The organism is Muribaculum intestinale (genome assembly GCF_002201515.1).
Lineage (GTDB): Bacteria > Bacteroidota > Bacteroidia > Bacteroidales > Muribaculaceae > Muribaculum > Muribaculum intestinale.
Genome location: NZ_CP021421.1, coordinates 2,692,443 through 2,712,422, shown reverse-complemented (window position 1 = coordinate 2,712,422; position 19,980 = coordinate 2,692,443). Strand labels below are relative to the sequence as shown.

19 protein-coding genes are annotated in these 19,980 nt (G+C 47.7%); 6 read left to right on the top strand and 13 right to left on the bottom strand.

The window, feature by feature from the left end:
- The first annotated feature begins 15 nt into the window (after positions 1-15).
- A complete protein-coding gene (locus tag ADH68_RS11065; RefSeq protein ID WP_068960760.1) occupies positions 16-2,274 on the top strand; it encodes a GH92 family glycosyl hydrolase in 2,259 nt (752 codons plus the stop codon).
- Between the two features lie 119 nt (positions 2,275-2,393).
- On the opposite strand, the gene ADH68_RS11060 is transcribed toward ADH68_RS11065, so the two are convergent.
- The 9 genes from ADH68_RS11060 to rfbD form a co-directional block, all read right to left on the bottom strand.
- A complete protein-coding gene (locus ADH68_RS11060) occupies positions 2,394-2,888 on the bottom strand; it encodes a hypothetical protein (protein ID WP_133165718.1) in 495 nt (164 codons plus the stop codon).
- A 164-nt stretch (positions 2,889-3,052) separates the two neighbouring features.
- Complete coding sequence (locus ADH68_RS11055; RefSeq protein WP_084274022.1) at positions 3,053-3,436, bottom strand: DUF3037 domain-containing protein; 384 nt, start codon at positions 3,434-3,436, stop codon at positions 3,053-3,055.
- Positions 3,414-4,196, bottom strand: coding sequence for a HipA family kinase (locus ADH68_RS11050; RefSeq protein WP_068960763.1), 783 nt, complete (start codon positions 4,194-4,196; stop codon positions 3,414-3,416). The genes ADH68_RS11055 and ADH68_RS11050 overlap by 23 nt, the downstream gene beginning before the upstream one ends.
- Positions 4,197-4,228: 32 nt before the next feature.
- Positions 4,229-6,559 (bottom strand): glycoside hydrolase family 20 protein, encoded by a 2,331-nt coding sequence (locus ADH68_RS11045; RefSeq protein WP_068960764.1) that lies wholly within the window; start codon positions 6,557-6,559, stop codon positions 4,229-4,231.
- Positions 6,560-6,849: 290 nt separating this feature from the next.
- Entirely contained in the window at positions 6,850-7,146 is a 297-nt protein-coding gene (trxA, locus tag ADH68_RS11040) for a thioredoxin (protein WP_068960765.1), read from the bottom strand.
- Between the two features lie 82 nt (positions 7,147-7,228).
- Entirely contained in the window at positions 7,229-8,113 is an 885-nt protein-coding gene (dapA, locus tag ADH68_RS11035) for a 4-hydroxy-tetrahydrodipicolinate synthase (RefSeq protein ID WP_068960766.1), read from the bottom strand.
- Between the two features lie 206 nt (positions 8,114-8,319).
- On the bottom strand, positions 8,320-8,745 hold the full coding sequence (locus ADH68_RS11030; protein WP_068960767.1) for a DUF5606 family protein: 426 nt from the start codon (positions 8,743-8,745) through the stop codon (positions 8,320-8,322).
- Positions 8,746-8,774: 29 nt separating this feature from the next.
- Positions 8,775-10,355, bottom strand: coding sequence for a peptide chain release factor 3 (locus ADH68_RS11025; protein WP_068960768.1), 1,581 nt, complete (start codon positions 10,353-10,355; stop codon positions 8,775-8,777).
- Positions 10,355-11,218: a dTDP-4-dehydrorhamnose reductase gene (gene rfbD, locus ADH68_RS11020; RefSeq protein WP_068960769.1), complete on the bottom strand. Its 864-nt coding sequence runs from the start codon at positions 11,216-11,218 to the stop codon at positions 10,355-10,357. The genes ADH68_RS11025 and rfbD overlap by 1 nt, the downstream gene beginning before the upstream one ends.
- 513 nt (positions 11,219-11,731) lie before the next feature.
- Between rfbD and bcp the strand changes: the two genes are divergently transcribed.
- The 5 genes from bcp (at position 11,732) to lgt (ending at position 16,494) form a co-directional block, all read left to right on the top strand.
- On the top strand, positions 11,732-12,190 hold the full coding sequence (gene bcp, locus ADH68_RS11015; RefSeq protein WP_068960770.1) for a thioredoxin-dependent thiol peroxidase: 459 nt from the start codon (positions 11,732-11,734) through the stop codon (positions 12,188-12,190).
- A gap of 161 nt (positions 12,191-12,351) precedes the next feature.
- Positions 12,352-13,365 (top strand): phosphate acetyltransferase, encoded by a 1,014-nt coding sequence (gene pta, locus ADH68_RS11010; RefSeq protein ID WP_068960771.1) that lies wholly within the window; start codon positions 12,352-12,354, stop codon positions 13,363-13,365.
- A gap of 17 nt (positions 13,366-13,382) precedes the next feature.
- Positions 13,383-14,585 carry an acetate/propionate family kinase gene (locus tag ADH68_RS11005; RefSeq protein ID WP_068960772.1) on the top strand — a complete coding sequence of 401 codons (1,203 nt, stop codon included), beginning with the start codon at positions 13,383-13,385 and terminating at the stop codon, positions 14,583-14,585.
- Positions 14,586-14,665: 80 nt separating this feature from the next.
- On the top strand, positions 14,666-15,565 hold the full coding sequence (locus ADH68_RS11000; protein WP_068960773.1) for a diaminopimelate dehydrogenase: 900 nt from the start codon (positions 14,666-14,668) through the stop codon (positions 15,563-15,565).
- Positions 15,566-15,633: 68 nt separating this feature from the next.
- Positions 15,634-16,494: a prolipoprotein diacylglyceryl transferase gene (lgt, locus tag ADH68_RS10995; protein WP_068960774.1), complete on the top strand. Its 861-nt coding sequence runs from the start codon at positions 15,634-15,636 to the stop codon at positions 16,492-16,494.
- Positions 16,495-16,500: 6 nt separating this feature from the next.
- On the opposite strand, the gene ADH68_RS10990 is transcribed toward lgt, so the two are convergent.
- The 4 genes from ADH68_RS10990 to ADH68_RS10975 are packed head-to-tail and all read right to left on the bottom strand — an operon-like array spanning position 16,501 to position 19,980.
- Entirely contained in the window at positions 16,501-16,959 is a 459-nt protein-coding gene (locus tag ADH68_RS10990) for a hypothetical protein (RefSeq protein WP_068960775.1), read from the bottom strand.
- Positions 16,956-18,041, bottom strand: a complete 1,086-nt coding sequence (locus ADH68_RS10985; RefSeq protein ID WP_068960776.1) for an endonuclease — start codon at positions 18,039-18,041, stop codon at positions 16,956-16,958. The genes ADH68_RS10990 and ADH68_RS10985 overlap by 4 nt, the downstream gene beginning before the upstream one ends.
- The gene (locus ADH68_RS10980) at positions 18,038-19,042 is read right to left on the bottom strand and encodes a glycosyltransferase family 2 protein (protein ID WP_068960777.1); all 1,005 of its coding nucleotides are present in this window, start codon (positions 19,040-19,042) and stop codon (positions 18,038-18,040) included. Before ADH68_RS10980 ends, ADH68_RS10985 begins: the two co-directional genes overlap by 4 nt.
- Entirely contained in the window at positions 19,039-19,980 is a 942-nt protein-coding gene (locus ADH68_RS10975; RefSeq protein ID WP_068960778.1) for a lysophospholipid acyltransferase family protein, read from the bottom strand. Before ADH68_RS10975 ends, ADH68_RS10980 begins: the two co-directional genes overlap by 4 nt.

Sequence of the window (19,980 nt, the reverse complement as noted above, 5' to 3'; positions counted from 1 at the left end):
TCAATATACATTTCCATGAATAGACTATTTATCACTACCATCTCACTCGGCTTGCTTACGGCGGCATGTGGTACCTCCGGAACACATGGTGATTCCGATTATACCGCATATGTCGATCCCTTTATCGGGACTGGAGGCCATGGCCATACATTTCCGGGGCCGGTTGTTCCCCATGCCATGATACAGCCGGGACCTGATACAAGAATCAACGGATGGGATGCCTGTTCCGGCTACCACTATAGCGACTCACTGATTAACGGATTTACCCAAAGCCACCTGAGCGGTACAGGATGTGCCGACTATGGCGATTTCCTCATCATGCCTACTGTAGGAAAGCAGATAATCAATCCTCAGATTGACACCCTGCAGAATCGACCGTTTGCCTCTGAATTTTCACATGCCGACGAGATTGCCAGGCCGGGATATTACTCCACATACCTACAGCGATATGGTGTAAAAGCAGAGATTACATCAACCGAACGAGCCGCGCTATATCGCTTTACATTCCCCCAGAGCGACGATGCCGGTTTTATCGTCGATCTCGACTACTCGATTCAGAACCAGACAAACCTCGACATGAAAATCGAGTTTGAGGGTGACACAGCAATCCGCGCATATAAGATGTCGGAATACTGGGCATTCAACCAGCAACTCTCCATGTATGCGGTATTTTCAAAACCCTTCACCCATGAAACCGTCAACGACACTGTACTGAACAGCAAGGGCGAAAAACAGATACGCTGCAAGGCCCTTCTAAAGTTCCCGGATACCTCAAAGGACGAAATCGTATACGTCAAAGTAGGAGTATCTGCTGTTGACTGGGATGGCGCCAAAAAGAATCTTATGGCGGAAATACCCGGCTGGGAGTTTGACGCAGTGCGCGATGCGGCAAAAGACAAGTGGAATTCCTACCTTGCCACCATCGACATCACCGCCGACAACACCGATAAGGAAATCTTCTACACGGCAATGTACCACGCCGCAATAGCACCCGGACTCTTCATGGATGTCGACGGTCGTTATCTTGGCATGGACAGAAAGATACACCAAGGCGATACGGCAAAGCCTGTATATACCATCTTCTCACTATGGGACACCCACCGGGCGCTCCATCCTCTTCTCACAATCATAGACCCTCAGCTCAACAATGAGTTTATAAATTCTCTTCTTCTTAAATACGATGAAGGCGGTCTCCTCCCGATGTGGGAACTTGCCGGAAATTACACAGCCACAATGACCGGATATCACGCTGTATCCCTTATGGCAGATGCCGTATCGAAAGGCATTGCGGATTTTGATATCGAAAAAGCATGTCGCGCAGGCGTACGTTCATCAGTTTACGACACTACCGGTATCATAACACCGGAGAAAGTAAAACTCGCGCTTATGCCCAAATCGAAAGAATATAAAAACACACTGGGCTTCATCCCCTGGAACAAAGAATTTGAATCAGTAGCCAAGGGGCTTGAATATGCTTACAATGACTGGTGTATATCAAAATTGGCCGAAGCGGCCGGTGACTCGGCCGTCGCTGCCTCATACGCAGTCAAAGGCGACGCCTACCGTCAGTACTTTGATCCCGTAACACGCTTCATGCGCGGAAAAGACGAGAAGGGCAAATGGCACGAGCCATTCAATCCACGCGCATCCAACCACCGCGAGGACGACTACTGCGAAGGTACAGCATGGCAATGGACATGGTTTGTACCTCATGATGTAGACGGCCTGATGACTCTTATGGGCGGCCCCGACAAATTCGCAGAGAAACTCGACTCTCTGTTTAATGCAGACTCTACACTTGAGGGGGAACTGGTATCCGCTGATATTTCCGGTCTGATTGGCCAGTACGCACATGGTAACGAGCCATCCCACCATATAATACATCTGTACAACTATGCCGGGCGTCCGGAACGCACTCAGGAACTTATCGATCAAGTTCTTAAGGAGCAATACCGGGCCGACACCGACGGTCTGTCAGGCAATGAGGATTGCGGACAGATGTCAGCATGGTATATACTTAACTCCCTCGGCTTCTATCAGGTGTGCCCAGGAGTACCGGTTTACTCAATAGGACGTCCATGGTTCCCACACGCTGTAGTCAATCTGCCGGGAGGAAAGAAAATCGAGATAAAGGTCAACAATTACTCCAAGGACAACAAGTATATCAAATCAGTCAAACTAAACGGCAAGACTCTCGACAGGCCATTCTTCAATCATTCCGATATTGCCAACGGCGCAATATTCGAATACGATATGTCGGCCACACCAGCATAATTGTAACAGACATCCACGCCAACAAGGCCATAAATAAGGACAAACCCCACTCCGGAAGTGATAGACACATCTTCCAAAGCGGGGTTTGTTTTTATTTATACCTTATGAAACTTTTATCATCATGCGGGCTTTACACTTGGGTGGGCCACCACCACAACAGCTGCTTCACCATCAGGATTGGTCTCATCACCTCCTGGTGTAGTGTCATCAGGTTCCGGCTCTGTGATGTCAAGATAATATGATACTATTGCGTTGGCCGGACTATAGTCAACAGCCCATACACCGATAAACATACGGAGCAGATGGCGTCCGACCCGCAGGCCATCGGTATTGAATGTCACGGTATAAGGCTGTGCCATTGTCGGGAATCCCATACCGTAATCAATCTGATATGTCACCGTGCCGAATGTAATTTCCTTGGCGTTACTGTTAACCGGTCGGACCGACTCGATAGTGAACGACTCTCCTTGCGGCACTGTAATAACATTGTCCACAACATTTACATCAGGAGCAAATGTTACCTCAACATCAAACTCCGGCACCTTGTCATCATCACTACAAGCTGCCAGAAGCAACATCGGGAGAGCACATAAAAGGTAGAAGAACTTTTTCATAATAGAATGCATTAGAGATTTTAATTTATACAACTAAAACAAACTATTATTAAAAGAGTTTAACGAACACCATATAAATAATCGGGCCTGCCGGTGAATATTTCATATCGGCAGGCTCGATTATATATTAACTGACTTCCGGCAGACTGACTACCGGACGGAATCTATCTTACTAACCGGTTCATCAGACGCTCAAAAGTATGTTCAAGATTATCAGAGAAACCGGGATGAGGACGTGATGTCTGTATGCAACAGCTTTTTACAGCAGTAAGCCATCTGAAACGCTCCTCTACCGGAAGAACTGCAATCGGTCCCGCATGTTTCTCACCGGCAGATATGGAGGTAAACGTGCTAAGCTGTCGGGCAATCTCATCATAACTGTGTATCGACGAAATACAACCGATACGCTTGCAGTCCACATCAATGTCGACCCGCATCCACCGCCGCCGCTTACACATCATTACCAGACCTACATTGACAAATTCCTCCCGTTCAATGTCCGGCACGTAGCGGATTACTGCATACTCATATAAGTCTCTGTCGTGCATTGATAGCTTCTTTAACGAATATATTACTGTTGGCAAGCCGTGTTGTAAGGAACATGGCATAAGCCTCACGCAACTCTGCCGGCGACAGAGTCGTATCATCCCAATCCAGCCATTCGTCAGGAATCAGCCCGACAATCTTTTGTAGCGTACGCGGGGTAATCCTTTGTCGTAGAGCCTTGTCTGCCTCCGCAATCATGGACGCACGAGGCAACAATGCATGGTCACGGATATAGGCAAACGGAGTCAGTGCAGCCTGAGCGACATCTCCCCATGCATGATGAAAATACAATGCCGCTCCATGGTCAATAAGCCATAGCTCGCGATTCCATCTGAGCATATTGGTATTACGCACTGTACGATCGACATTGGTAATAAATGCATCAAGCCATACTATACGTGATGCGGTATCATCGTCAATCTCATTGACATAGGGATCTACAGTAAACGCGCCCGACAGATAATGCAATCCGAGGTTTAGTCCGGTGCTTGCTTTCAACAGGTCCTGCACTTCCTCATCACCCTCGGTACGTCCAAAGTTTTCGTCAAGATCAAGAAAAACCAGTTCAGGGACACGAAAGCCGAGAGCACGTGCAATCTCGCCACCGATAAGCTCGGATATCAGAGCCTTCTTGCCATGGCCGGCCCCTCGGAATTTCACTACGTACTCAAAACCATCATCAGCCTCTGCGAGGGCGGGAAGAGAGCCGCCCTCGCGAAGAGGAGTGATGTAACGGGTAAGTGACTGTTGTCGCAGTTCCATGTTTCAGACACAAAAAATCACCTGACTATATATCAGTCTACGATAATTTCGTCGACAAACATAAATGCGGGATCGCCGATTCTCGCACGCCCCTCCCATGATGGCATCTGCTTGACCGACTTGGCCACAATCTTGACATAGCGGACCTTTACAGGCGAAAAGTCAAAATTATGAATGCGTATCTCCGAAGGTGTATTCTGAGGGTCCGGAGAATATTTCTCAGAAGCCACGGTTGTATATTTTTTTCCGTCTTCAGAGACACCGACTTCGATGCTCTCAGCGTCGAGAATCCAGTTGGGGTGATCGACTAAGGTACGCACTGCCACATTTTTCACATCAACCTGACTGCCAAGGTCTACCACAGCATCAAGATCACTGCCATTAAACCCAAGCCATCCGCCGGCGGTAAAAGCAGTTGTACCGTACTTGCCGTTGACAAGAGTAGTGGCACCTTCCGCACGATATCGCGAATGAGGCTCTTGTGACATTGTGATAGCGCGGCCTGTGGCCTTGTTAAAAGTCACACTGTCGGCAAAAATCTTGCTTGCCCCACCCTTGCGAATCGCCACGGCCTTAATGGTACCGCTCTGAGTCAACTGCACAGGTTTCTCATACAGAGTCGAAGATACGTTCGGTTCACTTCCATCGAGTGTATAATATACAGGAGCATCGTCAACAGTAGAGAATACAGCATCAATAGTTCCGGTCTCGGGATTAGGGGTAAGAATGCCATTTACATTAAATATATGAGTGGCATAGCGATAACCGTTAGCCTTATAATGCTCGGCCAACTGCGGTACACGATGGGTAAAGTTCTTATAATCCTTCTTTGAAGGGTCAGTCCATTGTACCTCGGCAAGAGCCGCCATACGGGGCAGTTCCATATACTCTACCTGACTGTACTCCGGTATGTATTCTGTCCACAGGTTGGCCTGTACGCCCAATATATGCTTCTTCTCCTCATCGGTCATATCATCTGGTGTCGGGTTAAAGCTATATACCTTTTCAACAGGCACATACCCGCCGATTGCATCAGGCTCACCCTCTCTGTCGAGAGTCTGATAATAATCAAAATACATATATCCGGTCGGAGTCATTATCGCATCGTGACCCTGACGGGCGGCTTCCTTAGCGCCTTCTTCACCGCGCCACGACATCACAATCGCTCCCGGGGCAAGGCCACCCTCAAGAGTCTCATCCCAACCAATCATCTTGCGTCCGCGAGATGTAAGGAAATCGCTCGCATGATGCATGAAATAACTCTGGAGCTTCTGTTCGGCCGAACCTTTTGCATCGTCTTTCAGGCGGAGCTCACGAATCTTGGCCTGGCATTTCGGACAATTCTCCCAACGCACTTTCGGACATTCGTCACCTCCGACATGAATGTATTCCGACGGGAATATATCCACGATTTCAGAAAGTACATCATCAATGAATTCATAGGCCTTGTCATTACCGGCACAAAGCAGGTCCTCGCTTACGCCCCAGCGCTGCCATACTTCATACGGTCCGCCGGTACATCCCAATTCCGGATAAGCGGAAAGAGCGGCAACCATATGGCCGGGCATGTCAATTTCAGGGATGACAGTGATATGCCGGTCTGAAGCATACTTAACAATCTCACGCGCCTCATCCTGTGTGTAAAATCCACCGTAAGGTATCGAGTCGGATGTCGAAAAATCATGGCCCACACAAGTGCCCTTTCGCTTTGACGCAATTTCTGCAAGACGCGGACGGCTCTTGATTTCTATACGCCAGCCCTGGTCCTCGCTGAGATGCCAGTGGAAACGGTTGATATTATGCAGAGCAAGCATATCGATAAACTTCTTTACCGAATCGACCGGGAAAAAGTGGCGCGATACATCAAGCATAGCTCCACGATAGGCAAACCGCGGAGAGTCGGAGATGTTTACAGCAGGAAACTCTACATCATGGTCGCCCTTTTCCGGGATAGACTTGCGCAGAGTCTGTATGCCATAAAAGTTTCCGGCCGCAGTAGTGCCGTTGATTGTTATCAAAGTCGGGGTGACATCCAGTGTATAGGCCTCAGGTGAGGAAGCGTCAAGATTGTCAAGCAACACTATTGCATTCTCATCACTTGGAGTATCAGTCACTTTCAGTTTGTGTCCCGTAAGTTGACTGATATATCCGGCAAGCAGTTCAGCATTGCTTTTGAGAGCCTCATTACCGGAAGGATAGATTATCACTGTGCGGTCCGTCAACGCGAAAGCACCGTTACCGTCTTTTGCAGTTATCTCCTGCGGCAGCGGAATTACCTGATAGCTGGCTGTTACTTTATCATGACTGCACGACATAAATATAGCAGTAGAAGCCAGCATACCCAGAATGACATTTCTTTTCATGGGTCGGAAAGGTTGGGTTAAGTGTATAAATAATTAAAATAATAATGATTGGAAAAAGGGTGATGCCACAGTTAGGAGCAAACCCTAATCAACTACAAAGTTAACATTTTCAATCAGATTATTTGTCGATATTCAAAAATTCTCATCGTAATTCTCTCAAAATTTCGTCAATGGCTCACCCTGACTCCAAACTTACGCATAAAAACATAATTTCCCCGATTCAATTCATGAACCGAGGAAATTGTATAAGTTGAATACATAGGCCTGAAATCCGGCTGGCAGACAAAAACTTACATCTGTTCTCTAAGTTTTGACTCAAGATCTTCTGCTGTATGCACACCCGCAGCGCGCCATTTGACCTCACCGTCGCGGAATACAATCAGAGTAGGGACAGACATTACCCTATACGCTTGTGCCAGCTCCTGATGTTTATCCACATCAATTTTAACGATTGTGACACTATCACCCATCTTATCCTTCAACTGTTCCAAAATGGGGTGCATCATCTTACAAGGGCCACACCAGGTAGCATAGAAGTCGACAAGCGTCGGCTTACTGTCTTTGATAATATCGTTGAATTCAGCCATAACGGTAGATATTTAAAAGTTTTATTTCTATAACGCCAACTTTGATAAATTGTTCAATCCTACCAGAAAGCCTCATTACATCTTAGCCCAAAGAGTCAAGTACCTGACGAATGCGCTCATAAGTGGTGATGCGCGTAGGCACAAGGGGAAGTCTGAGTTCGTTTTCTATGAATCCCATGGCATGAAGCAGGCATTTTACTCCTGCTGGATTGCCATCTACAAAAAGCAGGCTGAACAACTCGGTAAACCGATGATGGATAGTCAGAGCGCGCTGATAGTCTCCCTCAAGCGCAAGCCGCACCATCCTTGAGAATTCGCGCGGGAAAGCATTCCCTATGACGGAAATCACACCTACCGCTCCAAGAGTAAGCAGAGGGAACGTAATGCCATCGTCACCTGAAATCACCATGAAGTCGGAAGGCTTGTTTTTGATGATATCATCCATCTGATTGATATTTCCCGACGCCTCTTTGACACCGATGATATTGCCAAACTCACGGGCAAGGCGCAAGGTAGTCTCCGCAGTCATGTTTACTCCGGTACGTCCGGGCACATTGTACAATATCACAGGAATAGGCGAAGCCTCTGCGATAGCTTTATAATGCTGATAAACACCCTCTTGCGACGGTTTGTTATAGTAAGGTACGACAGATAGAACAGCACTAAACGGCGTCAGGTCGATTGTATTCAGTTCCTCTACAAGAGCCATAGTGTTGTTTCCACCCACCCCTATTACAAGGGGTACGCGGCCAGCCACACGCTCTGCTATAAACTCACGCAGTTCTGCTTTCTCACCGCTTGTCAAAGTAGCTGTCTCGGCGGTCGTGCCGAGCACTACCAGATAATCAACACCATTTTTTATCTGATATTCAAGCAAGCGGGCCAAAGCATTATAATCAATAGACTTGTCATGCTTAAACGGTGTGACCAAAGCCACACCCATGCCTGTTAAATTAATACGAGCCATAAGGGATCGGATGGAGTTTGAGTTACAAAGTTATGAAAATTTACCGAACTCATTACCTTTATTGGCAAAAAATATATGGCATATATTATATTATCAAGCGGAGCACCACAGAGCGCATCACACATAATACACTCCGGAATGCTCCGCCGATAATTTACTACCGATTAGCCCGACTTCTTATCAGACAATCTATGAATTCAAAATCATTACTCAGCAGGAGCTTCTTCGGCATCCTGCCCCTCGGCATCCACAAATTCGGTAATTCCGGCACCAACAAGGAGGTTGTACCAGTTGAACACCTTGCGGATATCGTTGGTGTACACTCTTTCATCATCGAAGTCGGGAAGAATCTCCTTGAAGTATGCGCGCAGTGAGTGGTCATCGGCAAAAGATGACATATCTACCGTCTTACAGTCATTCTTAACCTTTATTGCATCAAACACCTGCGACAGAGGCACATCCTCATCAGTAGTATATATGGCGATATCACCAAGCGATACAATTTTGTCATGAGAATATGCCGGAGTGCGCTTACCGGTAGCAAGCGACTCTACGATAAGCATATTACGTCCGTTGCTTACGAGCTTGTACAGCCCGGGCTTGCCAGAAATGGCCAGAATGGTCTTTAACATATAGACTTGTATTGATTGTTGTTAACTTGTTAATATTCACTGGAGAAATGAAAGCGTATGGCTGGGTAATCGCTCTGGGCCATCTGCAGCACATAGTTACTGTCGGCCATAAACACATCACGCCCGTCGCGGTCAACGGCCATGAACTGGTACTTGCGTTTTTTAAATGCCTCAAGTGCCTGCGGATCATCACTCTCAATCCAGCAAGCCTTGAACATCGACAACGGTTCCCAACGGACCGTAGCTCCATACTCATGAAGCAGTCGGTATTGAATCACCTCAAACTGAAGCTGACCGACTGTACCAATGATTTTTCGGCCGTTGAACTGGTTGACAAATAACTGTGCGACACCCTCGTCCATCAACTGCTGAATACCCTTTTCAAGCTGCTTGGCTTTCATCGGGTCGGTGTTCTCAATATATTTGAACATTTCGGGAGAGAAACTCGGCAAACCGCGGTAATGCAATTCCTCGCCTTGAGTCACCGTGTCGCCAATCTTAAAATTACCGGTGTCGGGTATGCCAACTATATCTCCGGGGTAAGCCTCGTCGACAACGCTTTTCTTCTGAGCCATAAATGCCGTAGGAGCGGCAAAACGCATTATTTTACCGGAACGCACATGACGATAAGGCGCATTGCGCTCAAACCGTCCGGAACATACCTTTACAAATGCTATACAAGAGCGGTGGTTGGGATCCATGTTGGCATGAATCTTGAAGACAAAGCCACTGAAAGCATCCTCCGACGGTTCAACTGTACGCTCAAGAGCCGACACTGGCCTTGGCGAGGGGGCAATTTTGACGAAACAATCGAGCAGCTCCTTTACACCGAACGTATTAAGGGCCGACCCGAAGAATACGGGAGCTACCTTTCCGGCTAGATAATCCTCAGTAGAGAACTCGGGATAAACCCCTTCGATTAGTTCGAGGTCGTCACGCAACTTTGCCGCATCCTTCTCTCCTACCGCCTTATCAATACGAGGGTCGGCGATATTGTCTATCTCCACACGCTCAGTCACCTGAGTCTTGCTTGGAGTAAACAAGTCAAGAGAGTTCTCATATATATTGTATACGCCTTTGAATTTTGCGCCAATGTTGATAGGCCACGAAAGTGGACGCACCGAAATCTTCAGCTCGGCTTCAAGTTCGTCAAGGATATCAAACGGATCGCGTCCCTCACGGTCAAGTTTATTAACAAAAATAATGACCGGCGTATTCCGCATACGACACACTTCCATCAGCTTCCTTGTCTGCTGCTCCACACCCTTCGCCACATCGACAACAATGATAACCGAATCCACAGCAGTGAGTGTGCGATAAGTATCTTCGGCAAAATCCTGATGACCAGGCGTATCAAGGATGTTGATTTTGTAATCGCCATAATTGAATCCCATCACCGATGTCGCCACAGATATACCACGCTGTTTCTCTATCTCCATCCAGTCGGATGTAGCTGTCTTCTTTATTTTATTGCTCTTCACCGCTCCGGCCACATGTATGGCGCCACCGAAAAGCAACAGTTTCTCGGTAAGAGTGGTCTTTCCGGCATCAGGGTGCGAGATTATGGCAAACGTACGCCGCCGGTTTATTTCATCATTTAACCCTGCCATTACTGCTGACTTTTTAAACGGGTTATACATTTGTCAAGAGAATCCATCCAATATGGAGTCTCGACATTATATGTAGCACGTATTTTTGATGTGTTCAATACGCTGTAGAACGGGCGAGTGGCAGCAGTCGGATAATCCTCGGTCGGTATGGGGATAATTGAGCAACCGGATACTCCGCCAAGACGAAAAATCGCTTGAGTGAAATCATACCACGATGCGACTCCCGAATTGGTGAAATGATATATGCCAGGCACCCACTGATGCGATTTAAGCACCTTTCCAATCGCTTCGGCAAGGTCGCCCGCATATGTCGGCGCCCCAATCTGGTCATTGACGACTCGTATTTCATTGCGTTCAGAGCCAAGACGCAGCATTGTCTTCACAAAATTGTGGCCGTGAGGAGAATACAGCCATGCAGTGCGTATAATTACGCTATCAGGAGCAAGAGCAATCAAGGCTGTCTCGCCCTGTCGTTTGGTGGTACCGTATTGCGACACCGGGTTTACCTTGTCGGCCTCGTTGTAAGGTCGATAAGCGCGTCCGTCGAATACATAGTCGGTAGATATATGAATAACTTTCGCTCCTGTCTCGGAAGCCGCATTGGCTATGTTGCGAACAGCCTCTACATTAACCCTATAACAAAGAGCCTTGTCTTCCTCGGCCTTGTCCACAGCCGTATAGCCGGCACAGTTGACTATGTGGCTTATATCATTGGCCTCGACAAAACGCTTGACCGCAAGTTCATCGGTCAGATCAAGTTCATCTATATCAGTATAGACAGCCTGACCCGGAAAGTCACGTTCAAGCACTTCCCGCAATTCGCGTCCCAGCTGGCCATTGGCCCCGGTAACTAATATTTTCATGTCACGTTATTTTACTTTTCGGGTACAAAGGTAGCAAAATACTGCGACTTTATTCACATTCCGACCTCCATTCATTTATAGAATGGAATCCGACCACAATATCTCACCAAATCCGGTTTATGTTATTTAACACAAATTCCACCGAAAAAGAGGGCCAATTGCACCATTAATTCCACACAAATTACTACCTTTGCACTCGAATAGAGACTCATGTTGTCGTTTTTCTCAGCAGTCTATACAAACTTCGGACTTAGAAAAAGGCAACTCAGACCGTGATGACTACGCTGTGAAGCCCAATCTATCGGTCGATGCACTCAGCCATAACTGATTTGGCTGTGACTCATCGCTATAAGACAAACTATCTTTAGAATCACAAAATCATGCCTTTTGGCTTAAGTCCGATTTCACCCTGTCGAAGGGCGGAACGGACATTTTTTTTGTCATCTCGTGAATATAACCTATATTTGCCATTATAAATAACAGTCATCTCTCCCGACATAAAAACCACATACAATGAATATAGGCGATATGATACCTTCCGACCTTGGGATTGATGCCGAAGGCCACATGGTAAAGGAAAGCGATTTCAAAGGCAAGCCTCTGATAATTTACTTTTATCCCAAAGACAACACTCCGGGATGCACCGCAGAAGCATGCTCTCTGCGCGACGGATATGCCGACCTGCGCAATGCCGGATATGAAATAATCGGCATCAGCAAGGACTCCCCGGCAAGCCATGAAAAATTTGCCGACAAACACTCTCTGCCGTTCACACTGCTGAGCGACACATCGACCGAGATAAACCAGGCATTCGGTGTGTGGCAAAAGAAGAAAATGGCCGGACGGGAATATATGGGCACCGTACGCACTACGTTTATCACCGACACCGACCATCGCATAACACATATAATAAATAAAGTCGACACCAAGAACTCAGCCGGCCAGATACTCGACATAATAAAGCAGGCATGACGCACAGAGAGCGAAATATCTCTGTTTTTCGACACCGGTATTTCACCAATTATCCTTACATTTGCATTGCCGTTTGGAAAACGGTGGATATCATGCCGCCAATGGTCAACCAATTGTGAAATAAACTTCATATATCCATAACCAAATACCATCCATATATTATGGGACTTTTTGAAAAGCTTACAAAAAAAGCAAAAGAGGAGCGCCAGAGAATAGTGCTCCCCGAAGGCACCGAGCCGCGCACACTTACCGCAGCCGACCGTATAATCACCGAAGGCATTGCCGATGTAATATTAATCGGTGATCCCAAGGAGATTGCTGCAGCAGCAGCTGAGCTGTCGCTCACAAATATCTGCAAGGCCAGGATTGTGAATCCTGCCGACGAGAAAGTCATTGACAAGTATGCTCCAATATACTTCGACCTCCGCAAAAAGAAAGGCATTACCATTGAAGAGGCTCGGGTTATGACCGCCAACCCTCTGTATCTTGGATGTCTGATGATTAAGAACGGAGATGCCGACGGACAGGTAGCAGGCGCGCTCAACACTACAGGCAATGTGCTCCGCGCCGCATTCCAGGTAGTAAAGACAAAGCCAGGAATCAACTCCGTAAGCGGAGCATTCGTGATGTTGCTGCCGGAGAATTCTCCCTTCGGAGAGGACGGAATACTTGTGTTTGCCGACTGCGCGGTTATCCCCGACCCCGACGCAGCACAGCTCGCGGAAATCGCGCTTTCAGCCGCCGACACAGCCCGCGATATTGCCGGCATCACCCCTCGTATCGCCCTGCTCAGTTTCTCCACAAAAGGCTCGGCAAAGCATGAACGCGTTGAGAAAGTAATCGAGGCGACAAAGATGCTTCAGGAATCGCACCCCGAACTCCTTGTCGATGGAGAACTTCAGGCCGATGCCGCCCTCGTCCCCGGAGTAGCAAAGCAGAAAGCACCCGGAAGCGCGCTCGAAGGACGTGCAGACGTCCTGATATTCCCCTCTCTTGAGACAGGCAATATCGCCTACAAACTCGTACAGCGCCTTGCCGGAGTGCAGGCTGTAGGCCCAATCCTGCAGGGTCTCGCGGCTCCTGTCAACGACCTTTCAAGAGGTTGTTTCCCTGAAGATATCTATAAGACAATCATCATAACATGCAACCAGGCCATCGGAGCCAAGCATGCATAATCACATATCATTAAAAAATGAATATTTTAGTGCTCAATTGCGGCAGTAGCTCCGTAAAATACAAGCTGATTGACACAGCCGACAAACATGTGCTCGCCGAAGGCGGAGTGGAAAAAATCGGATTGCCCGACTCATTCTTGAAATTCAAGCTCGCCGACGGAAGCAAAAAAGTAATTGAAGAGTCGATTCCCGACCATCGCAAGGCGGTAAACGATATACTCAATCTCCTTACCAGCAAGGAATACGGATGTATCACCAGCCTAAAAGACATTGATGCGGTAGGCCATCGTGTGGTACATGGCGGCGAGAAGTTCAACAAGAGCGTGCTCATTGATGATGAGGTAATCGAGAAAATCAAAGAGTGCTACGATGTGGCGCCTCTACACAATCCGGTGAACATGGCCGGCATCGACGCAGTCACCGAACTAATGCCCGGTATTCCCCAGGTAGCGGTATTCGACACTGCATTCCATCAGACAATGCCCAAAGAGGCCTACATGTACGCACTCCCCTACCGTCTTTATGAAGAGTATGGAGTACGTCGTTATGGCTTTCACGGAACAAGCCATCGATATGTATCACGTCGCGCTTGTGATTTCCTCGGCCTGCCATACGAAAAGCAGCGCATCATTACATGCCATATCGGCAACGGAGGTTCAATCACAGCCATTCTTGACGGAAAGAGCATAGACACATCCATGGGTCTCACTCCTACTGAAGGACTGATGATGGGGACACGTGCCGGTGATATCGACCCCGGCGCCATAGCTTTCATAATGGAGAAAGACCGCATCAACACCAAAGGTATTTCCAATCTCATAAACAAGCGTAGCGGTGTACTCGGCATTTCCGGCATATCATCCGACATGCGAGATATAGATGCTGCAATAGCCGAAGGCAACGAACGCGCCAAACTCGCGCTCGATATGTACATATACCGCATTATCAAATATATCGGTGCATATACCGCAGTGCTCGACGGCGTTGATCTCATCGTATTCACCGGAGGTGTAGGCGAAAACCAGCAGCCACTGCGCCAACGTGTATGCGACCATCTGAACTACCTCGGAGTAAAGATTGACAAAGAAGTAAACGCAGCATCACGCGGCGAGGAAAAACTCATCTCCACTCCCGATTCAAAGGTAAAGGTTGTCGTAATTCCTACCGATGAAGAAATGATGATTGCAAAAGACACCGAAGAAATCGTAAACAAAAAATAACATCCGACTTAAGTACAGCGCGCCATATTCAAATCATATGGCACGCTGTGCCTTTTTATCTTCTAAAGAATAGTATACGTATGAAAAAAATCAGAGCAGCCATCATCGGTTATGGTAACATCGGTCGCTATGTACTTGAGGCTCTTCAGGAAGCGCCCGACTTTGAAATAGCAGGCATCGTACGCCGCAATCCAGAAGCCCAACAGCCGGCCGAACTCAAAGATTATCCTGTAGTAGCAGACGCCATGCAGCTCGACAATGTCGAGGTAGCCATCCTCTGCACGCCCACACGAGAGGTAGAAAAGCACGCACGCATACTCCTTGCCGAAGGGATAAACACCGTAGACAGCTATGACATCCATACCGGCATCGCCGATCTGCGTGCCACACTCGACCCTATCGCCAAAGCTCACGGATCGGTAGCCATAATCTCGGCAGGATGGGATCCGGGCAGCGACTCCATTGTCAGAGCTCTCATGCAGGCGGCAGCACCAAAGGGCATCACCTACACCAACTTCGGTCCAGGCATGAGCATGGGCCATACCGTAGCGGTAAAATCGAAAGATGGCGTAAAAAATGCCTTGTCGATGACAATTCCGTTAGGCACAGGCATACATCGCCGTATGGTGTATGTAGAACTCGACGGATCCAAATCAATTGAAGAAGTTGCCGCTGCAGTCAAAGTCGACCCATATTTCTCATCCGACGAGACACACGTGATGGCAGTACCCTCTGTCGATGATGTCCGCGATATGGGCCATGGAGTAAACATGGTGAGAAAAGGTGTTTCCGGCACAACCCAGAACCAACGGTTTGAGTTTAATATGTCGATTAACAATCCGGCTCTTACAGCACAGATACTCGTAGGAGTGGCTCGTGCGACTATGATTGAACGACCGGGAGCATATACCATGATTGAGATTCCTGTAATCGACATGCTCTTTGGCGACCGCGACGAACTGATACGCCATTTGGTATAACCCAATAGCACGGAATTTCATCTACAAATATCAATTTAACCCCAACCAACTATCAATCAACAACCGGCATGCTCGACTACATTACATGGGCCGCCAACCCCGACATAATATCCAGTCCGATAACCGTAAGATGGTACGGACTTATGTTTGCAATCGGCTTTATAATAGGCTATGAGATTGTAGCCCGAATTTTCAAACATGAAGGGGCTCCTGAACGATGGCTCGGCATATTGCTAATTTATGTGGTTATTGCCACAATCGTCGGAGCGCGTCTTGGCCATGTGTTTTTCTACGAATGGGATGTATACAGCCAAAATCCCATACGCATACTATACATATGGGAGGGTGGACTCGCAAGTCATGGCGGCACAATCGCCATAATCATTGCCATAATCCTATACTCTATTTTTGTAACCAAGCGTAGTCCTCTATGGACATTCGACCGGTTGGTCATCGCGATAGCCCTTGTAGGTGGTCTTATACGACTCGGCAACCTTTTCAATTCCGAAATCTTCGGCACCGCCACAACCCTACCGTGGGGATTCATGTTTGTGCGCTCCCGCGAATGGCATATGCTCTACGAGGGCCAGGCAGTACATCCCACCCAGATTTATGAAGCGTTGTGCTACTTCGCCCTTTTCGGACTGCTTATGTGGATGTATTGGAAAAAGAATGCCGAAGAACGTCCCGGACTGATATTCGGAGTGTTCATGATAGGAATATTCCTGCCTCGTTTCCTCATTGAATTTATCAAAAACGATCAGGTGGCGCGTGAGGCTACCATGTCACTCAACATCGGACAACAACTGAGCATACCGTTTATATTGCTTGGAGTCGGATTGATTATATATGCAATGATGCGCCCTAAAGTGCATCTTACATTCCCCAATCGATTCGCCGACGAAAAAGTGACAACAAAACGCAGATAAAGGCTGCTATACGTCTGTCACCACAAACACATAATTCTGACCACCGGGCGCGAGGATTTCAATCCACGCGCCCGTGCTGTTTATCCGGTGAGCCTTCGCCGAATTGATTCTAATCTCTTTACCGTTGACACACAGACATGCATCGGAAAGCGGACCGGCCACAGAAGTCGCCGCATAGGAAAACTCTACCGAATATCCGGTAGATAATTCTATCATGCTGTAGACATCATGCCCGTCATCCCTACGGTCGTACCTTACGAGCACACCTCCATCCTTATAATGAAGCTGTAATTCCGGCGATACATATCGTGTAGAACCGTCGGCCAACTCAAGAGCAAAATAATCCGGGTCAACCGGAGGATTGACCTTATTATCAAAAATCGACTCATGGGGTACTGTGTAGCTTCTATGGCATGAAACTAACGACAGACAGAGTATTAAAGAAAACACGCAGTAGGCTTTCATGGGCGTATGTCAATAAAAAGTTTTCCAGATGCAATTGCATTGCGATATCTTATTTCATGGGTTCCGACACCGATTTCCGACAGAGCTATACGCGCATTTTCCACATCGGCACCATCCACACTCCACATCACATTATCAGGAACATATGGTGAATATAAATCAAGATACACATCTTCGGCCACAGAGTAGACTCCTCGAAGAGGTAACTTGACAACAGGCTGTTCACCCGTGGCCGGTGGCGGATCAGTCTTTCCTGCCTGTCCATTATACACCTCTCCCCTATTCTCGCCCCATATATATTCGGCGAGCTCGGGATAATCGACAAAAGGATTGCGATTGCCTTGCCTCGCCTCGACAGCATCATTGCCGGAGCGTTCGATATCTGTCACAGGATATTGTCTGTGCCAGTCCATATATGTATCAATTGAAAAATCGGTCAGTCCCGGATACTCCGCAGAGGTGAAAAACTTTACTCCGTCTCCACTCCATATCGAGCATGGATATATGGTGGCAATATATAGAATACGTCGGGCAACGGGACCCTTCATGGCATCGGCCGGCTCAATTACAGGTATATTCCATCCATCAAGCAGAAGCACTCCTCTGCTCCATCCATCACCATATACAATATCAGAAGCTGCGTCTACCGACGCAAAACCGTTCCCTGCCGCACATGCCTTCATAACTTCCGGACAAGTCAGAATACAATTGTATAGATCGGCTAACGACTGTGACCGGTAAGCAGCGGGAAGTCCAAACCAGCTTTTGTCGAGAGGATGTGCAAGAGCAAGCGACATGCGTGCGTCAGACAATGAATAGCGATGTCCCGTGACAGCGTCGGTTACAGAGCCCGAGCCATTTGACACGCCTTGCTGTTCGGCTATGATTTCAAGATACTCGGACCATTGGATATCCGTATCAACCATATTCACAGGGCCGCAATGCCGGTGCAGTGTGTTCTTGAGAGCGTCATCCTTTCGGCCTACGGCATAATCTCCGACAACATCGGGATAAAGCACGCCACCCGATGCCATACATGCCATCGTTATAGCAAAAGGACGGAGGAGAGATAAATGTTTCATAAATCACTGTATTTCTTTTTCCTGTGCAAATAATAGTCTGCGATTATATTATTATGTCCCGACAAGAGATTGTCATGCGGACGGGTAGTATACTTACTTCGCATTTTACGGAAATCGCGATGTGCACGCAACACAGCTCCTGCGCTTTTCCAATCCATCCTGACAACAAACATAGCAAAAGCGAGAGTATCGTACAGTCGTCTGACAAACAGCCGTCTACGGCGTATGCAGTCAGGAAGGTTCTTATGCAAGAGCAAAAGATTGTTGCGGAAGTTAAGATATACTTTACGCGGATTACCTTGTGGCAGGGTTCCTCCGCCAAGATGGAATACCACGCTTTCAGGCACTACTCCGACAGTCATACCAGCCAGCCGAATGCGCCAGCACAAGTCAATCTCCTCCATGTGGGCAAAGAAATCAGCATCAAGCCCACCGGATTTTATATACAGGTCGCGCCGCACCATAAGTGCCGCTCCTGAAGCCCAGTCGACATTCATATTACTGTCATATTGGCCTTGGTCAGATTCAATCGTATCAAAAATACGTCCTCGGCAATAGGGATAGCCATTACAGTCAAGGAAGCCACCGCATGCGCCGGCATACTCGAACTTTTCCGGCTCAATGTCACTGAGAATCTTAGGCTGACATGCTCCGGCCGATGGATTTGACTTCATATAGTCGACCAGCGGACCAAGCCACCCTGAAGCCGGACGCACATCGCTGTTGAGCAATACCACAAACTCAGTGTCAACCATAGAAATGGCACGATTGTACCCCTCGGCGAATCCATAATTCCTGTCAAGACAAAGCACACGTACCTGAGGAAACTCAGCGGCAAGAAAGTCAACAGAACCATCGGTTGAACCATTGTCCGCCACAATAACCTCACCAACCGACGAATCTGTTGTCGACAAGACTGCCGGAAGATAACGGCGTAGCATATCCTCGCCGTTCCAGTTTAGAATTATTACAGAGGTGGATGGATGATGATGTTCCTTCATGATTCCAATGATTGAGAATGAAGAGTATCTATGAATCCCTCAGGGTAATCCACAGCATACTTCCAGCGTTTATGTGTCCACAGCCATATGTCGGGAGTGCGGAGTATGGTCTGCTCAAGCATACGCGCATACATGTCCGTAAGGGCAAATTCCGGCAACTCAGACACATTCTCTGTGAGAGAACGCACAGTCATGCGATAATGTCCGCGGGAGGGCTTCTCCACATCCCAATATAGGGCAGCCATATCAAGACGACGCACTATTGTCTCCGTTCCTGTAATCATCGCCGTGGGATGATTGAGAAACTTTACCACATGAGTGACATCTCCGGCACTCGGTTTCTGGTCGCTCATAAAGCCGACTATCGCCTGACATCCTGCCCGACGCAGCATCAGAAGGTCACGGAAAACGAGTTTCTTTTCATAACTCACCGATCCGAAACGACTGCGCAACATCAGAAAATAGTGGTTGAACCATTCGTTAGTAAGCGGCCGGTATACCTGTGCATAGACAATCTTATCAGAAGGCTTGAAACGTGACCACAATGTTATCGATGTGCCCCACTCCCAGTTACCGCAATGTCCGAAATACATGGCGATGCTGCGTCCTTCGGTAAAAAGCCGGTCGACATGTTCGATACCGACAATCTCAAACCTCGATTTAATCTGCTCGTCGCTGACATGGGCAAGTTTTATGGTCTCAACAAAATAATCGGCGAAATTACGAAAAAAACGGCGGCATATGTCATGACATTCCTTATCGGACTTTTCAGGAAATGACGCACGGATATTCTCATAAGCTACACGCCTACGATAGTGCACTATATAATAAAGTATGATGAATATCAGATCGCTTATGGCATAAAGAACCCGGAATGGCAGTCTGGCAATGCCACCAAGAATAATTCCAAGCAGACCATAATACCATTTTTCTCTCAT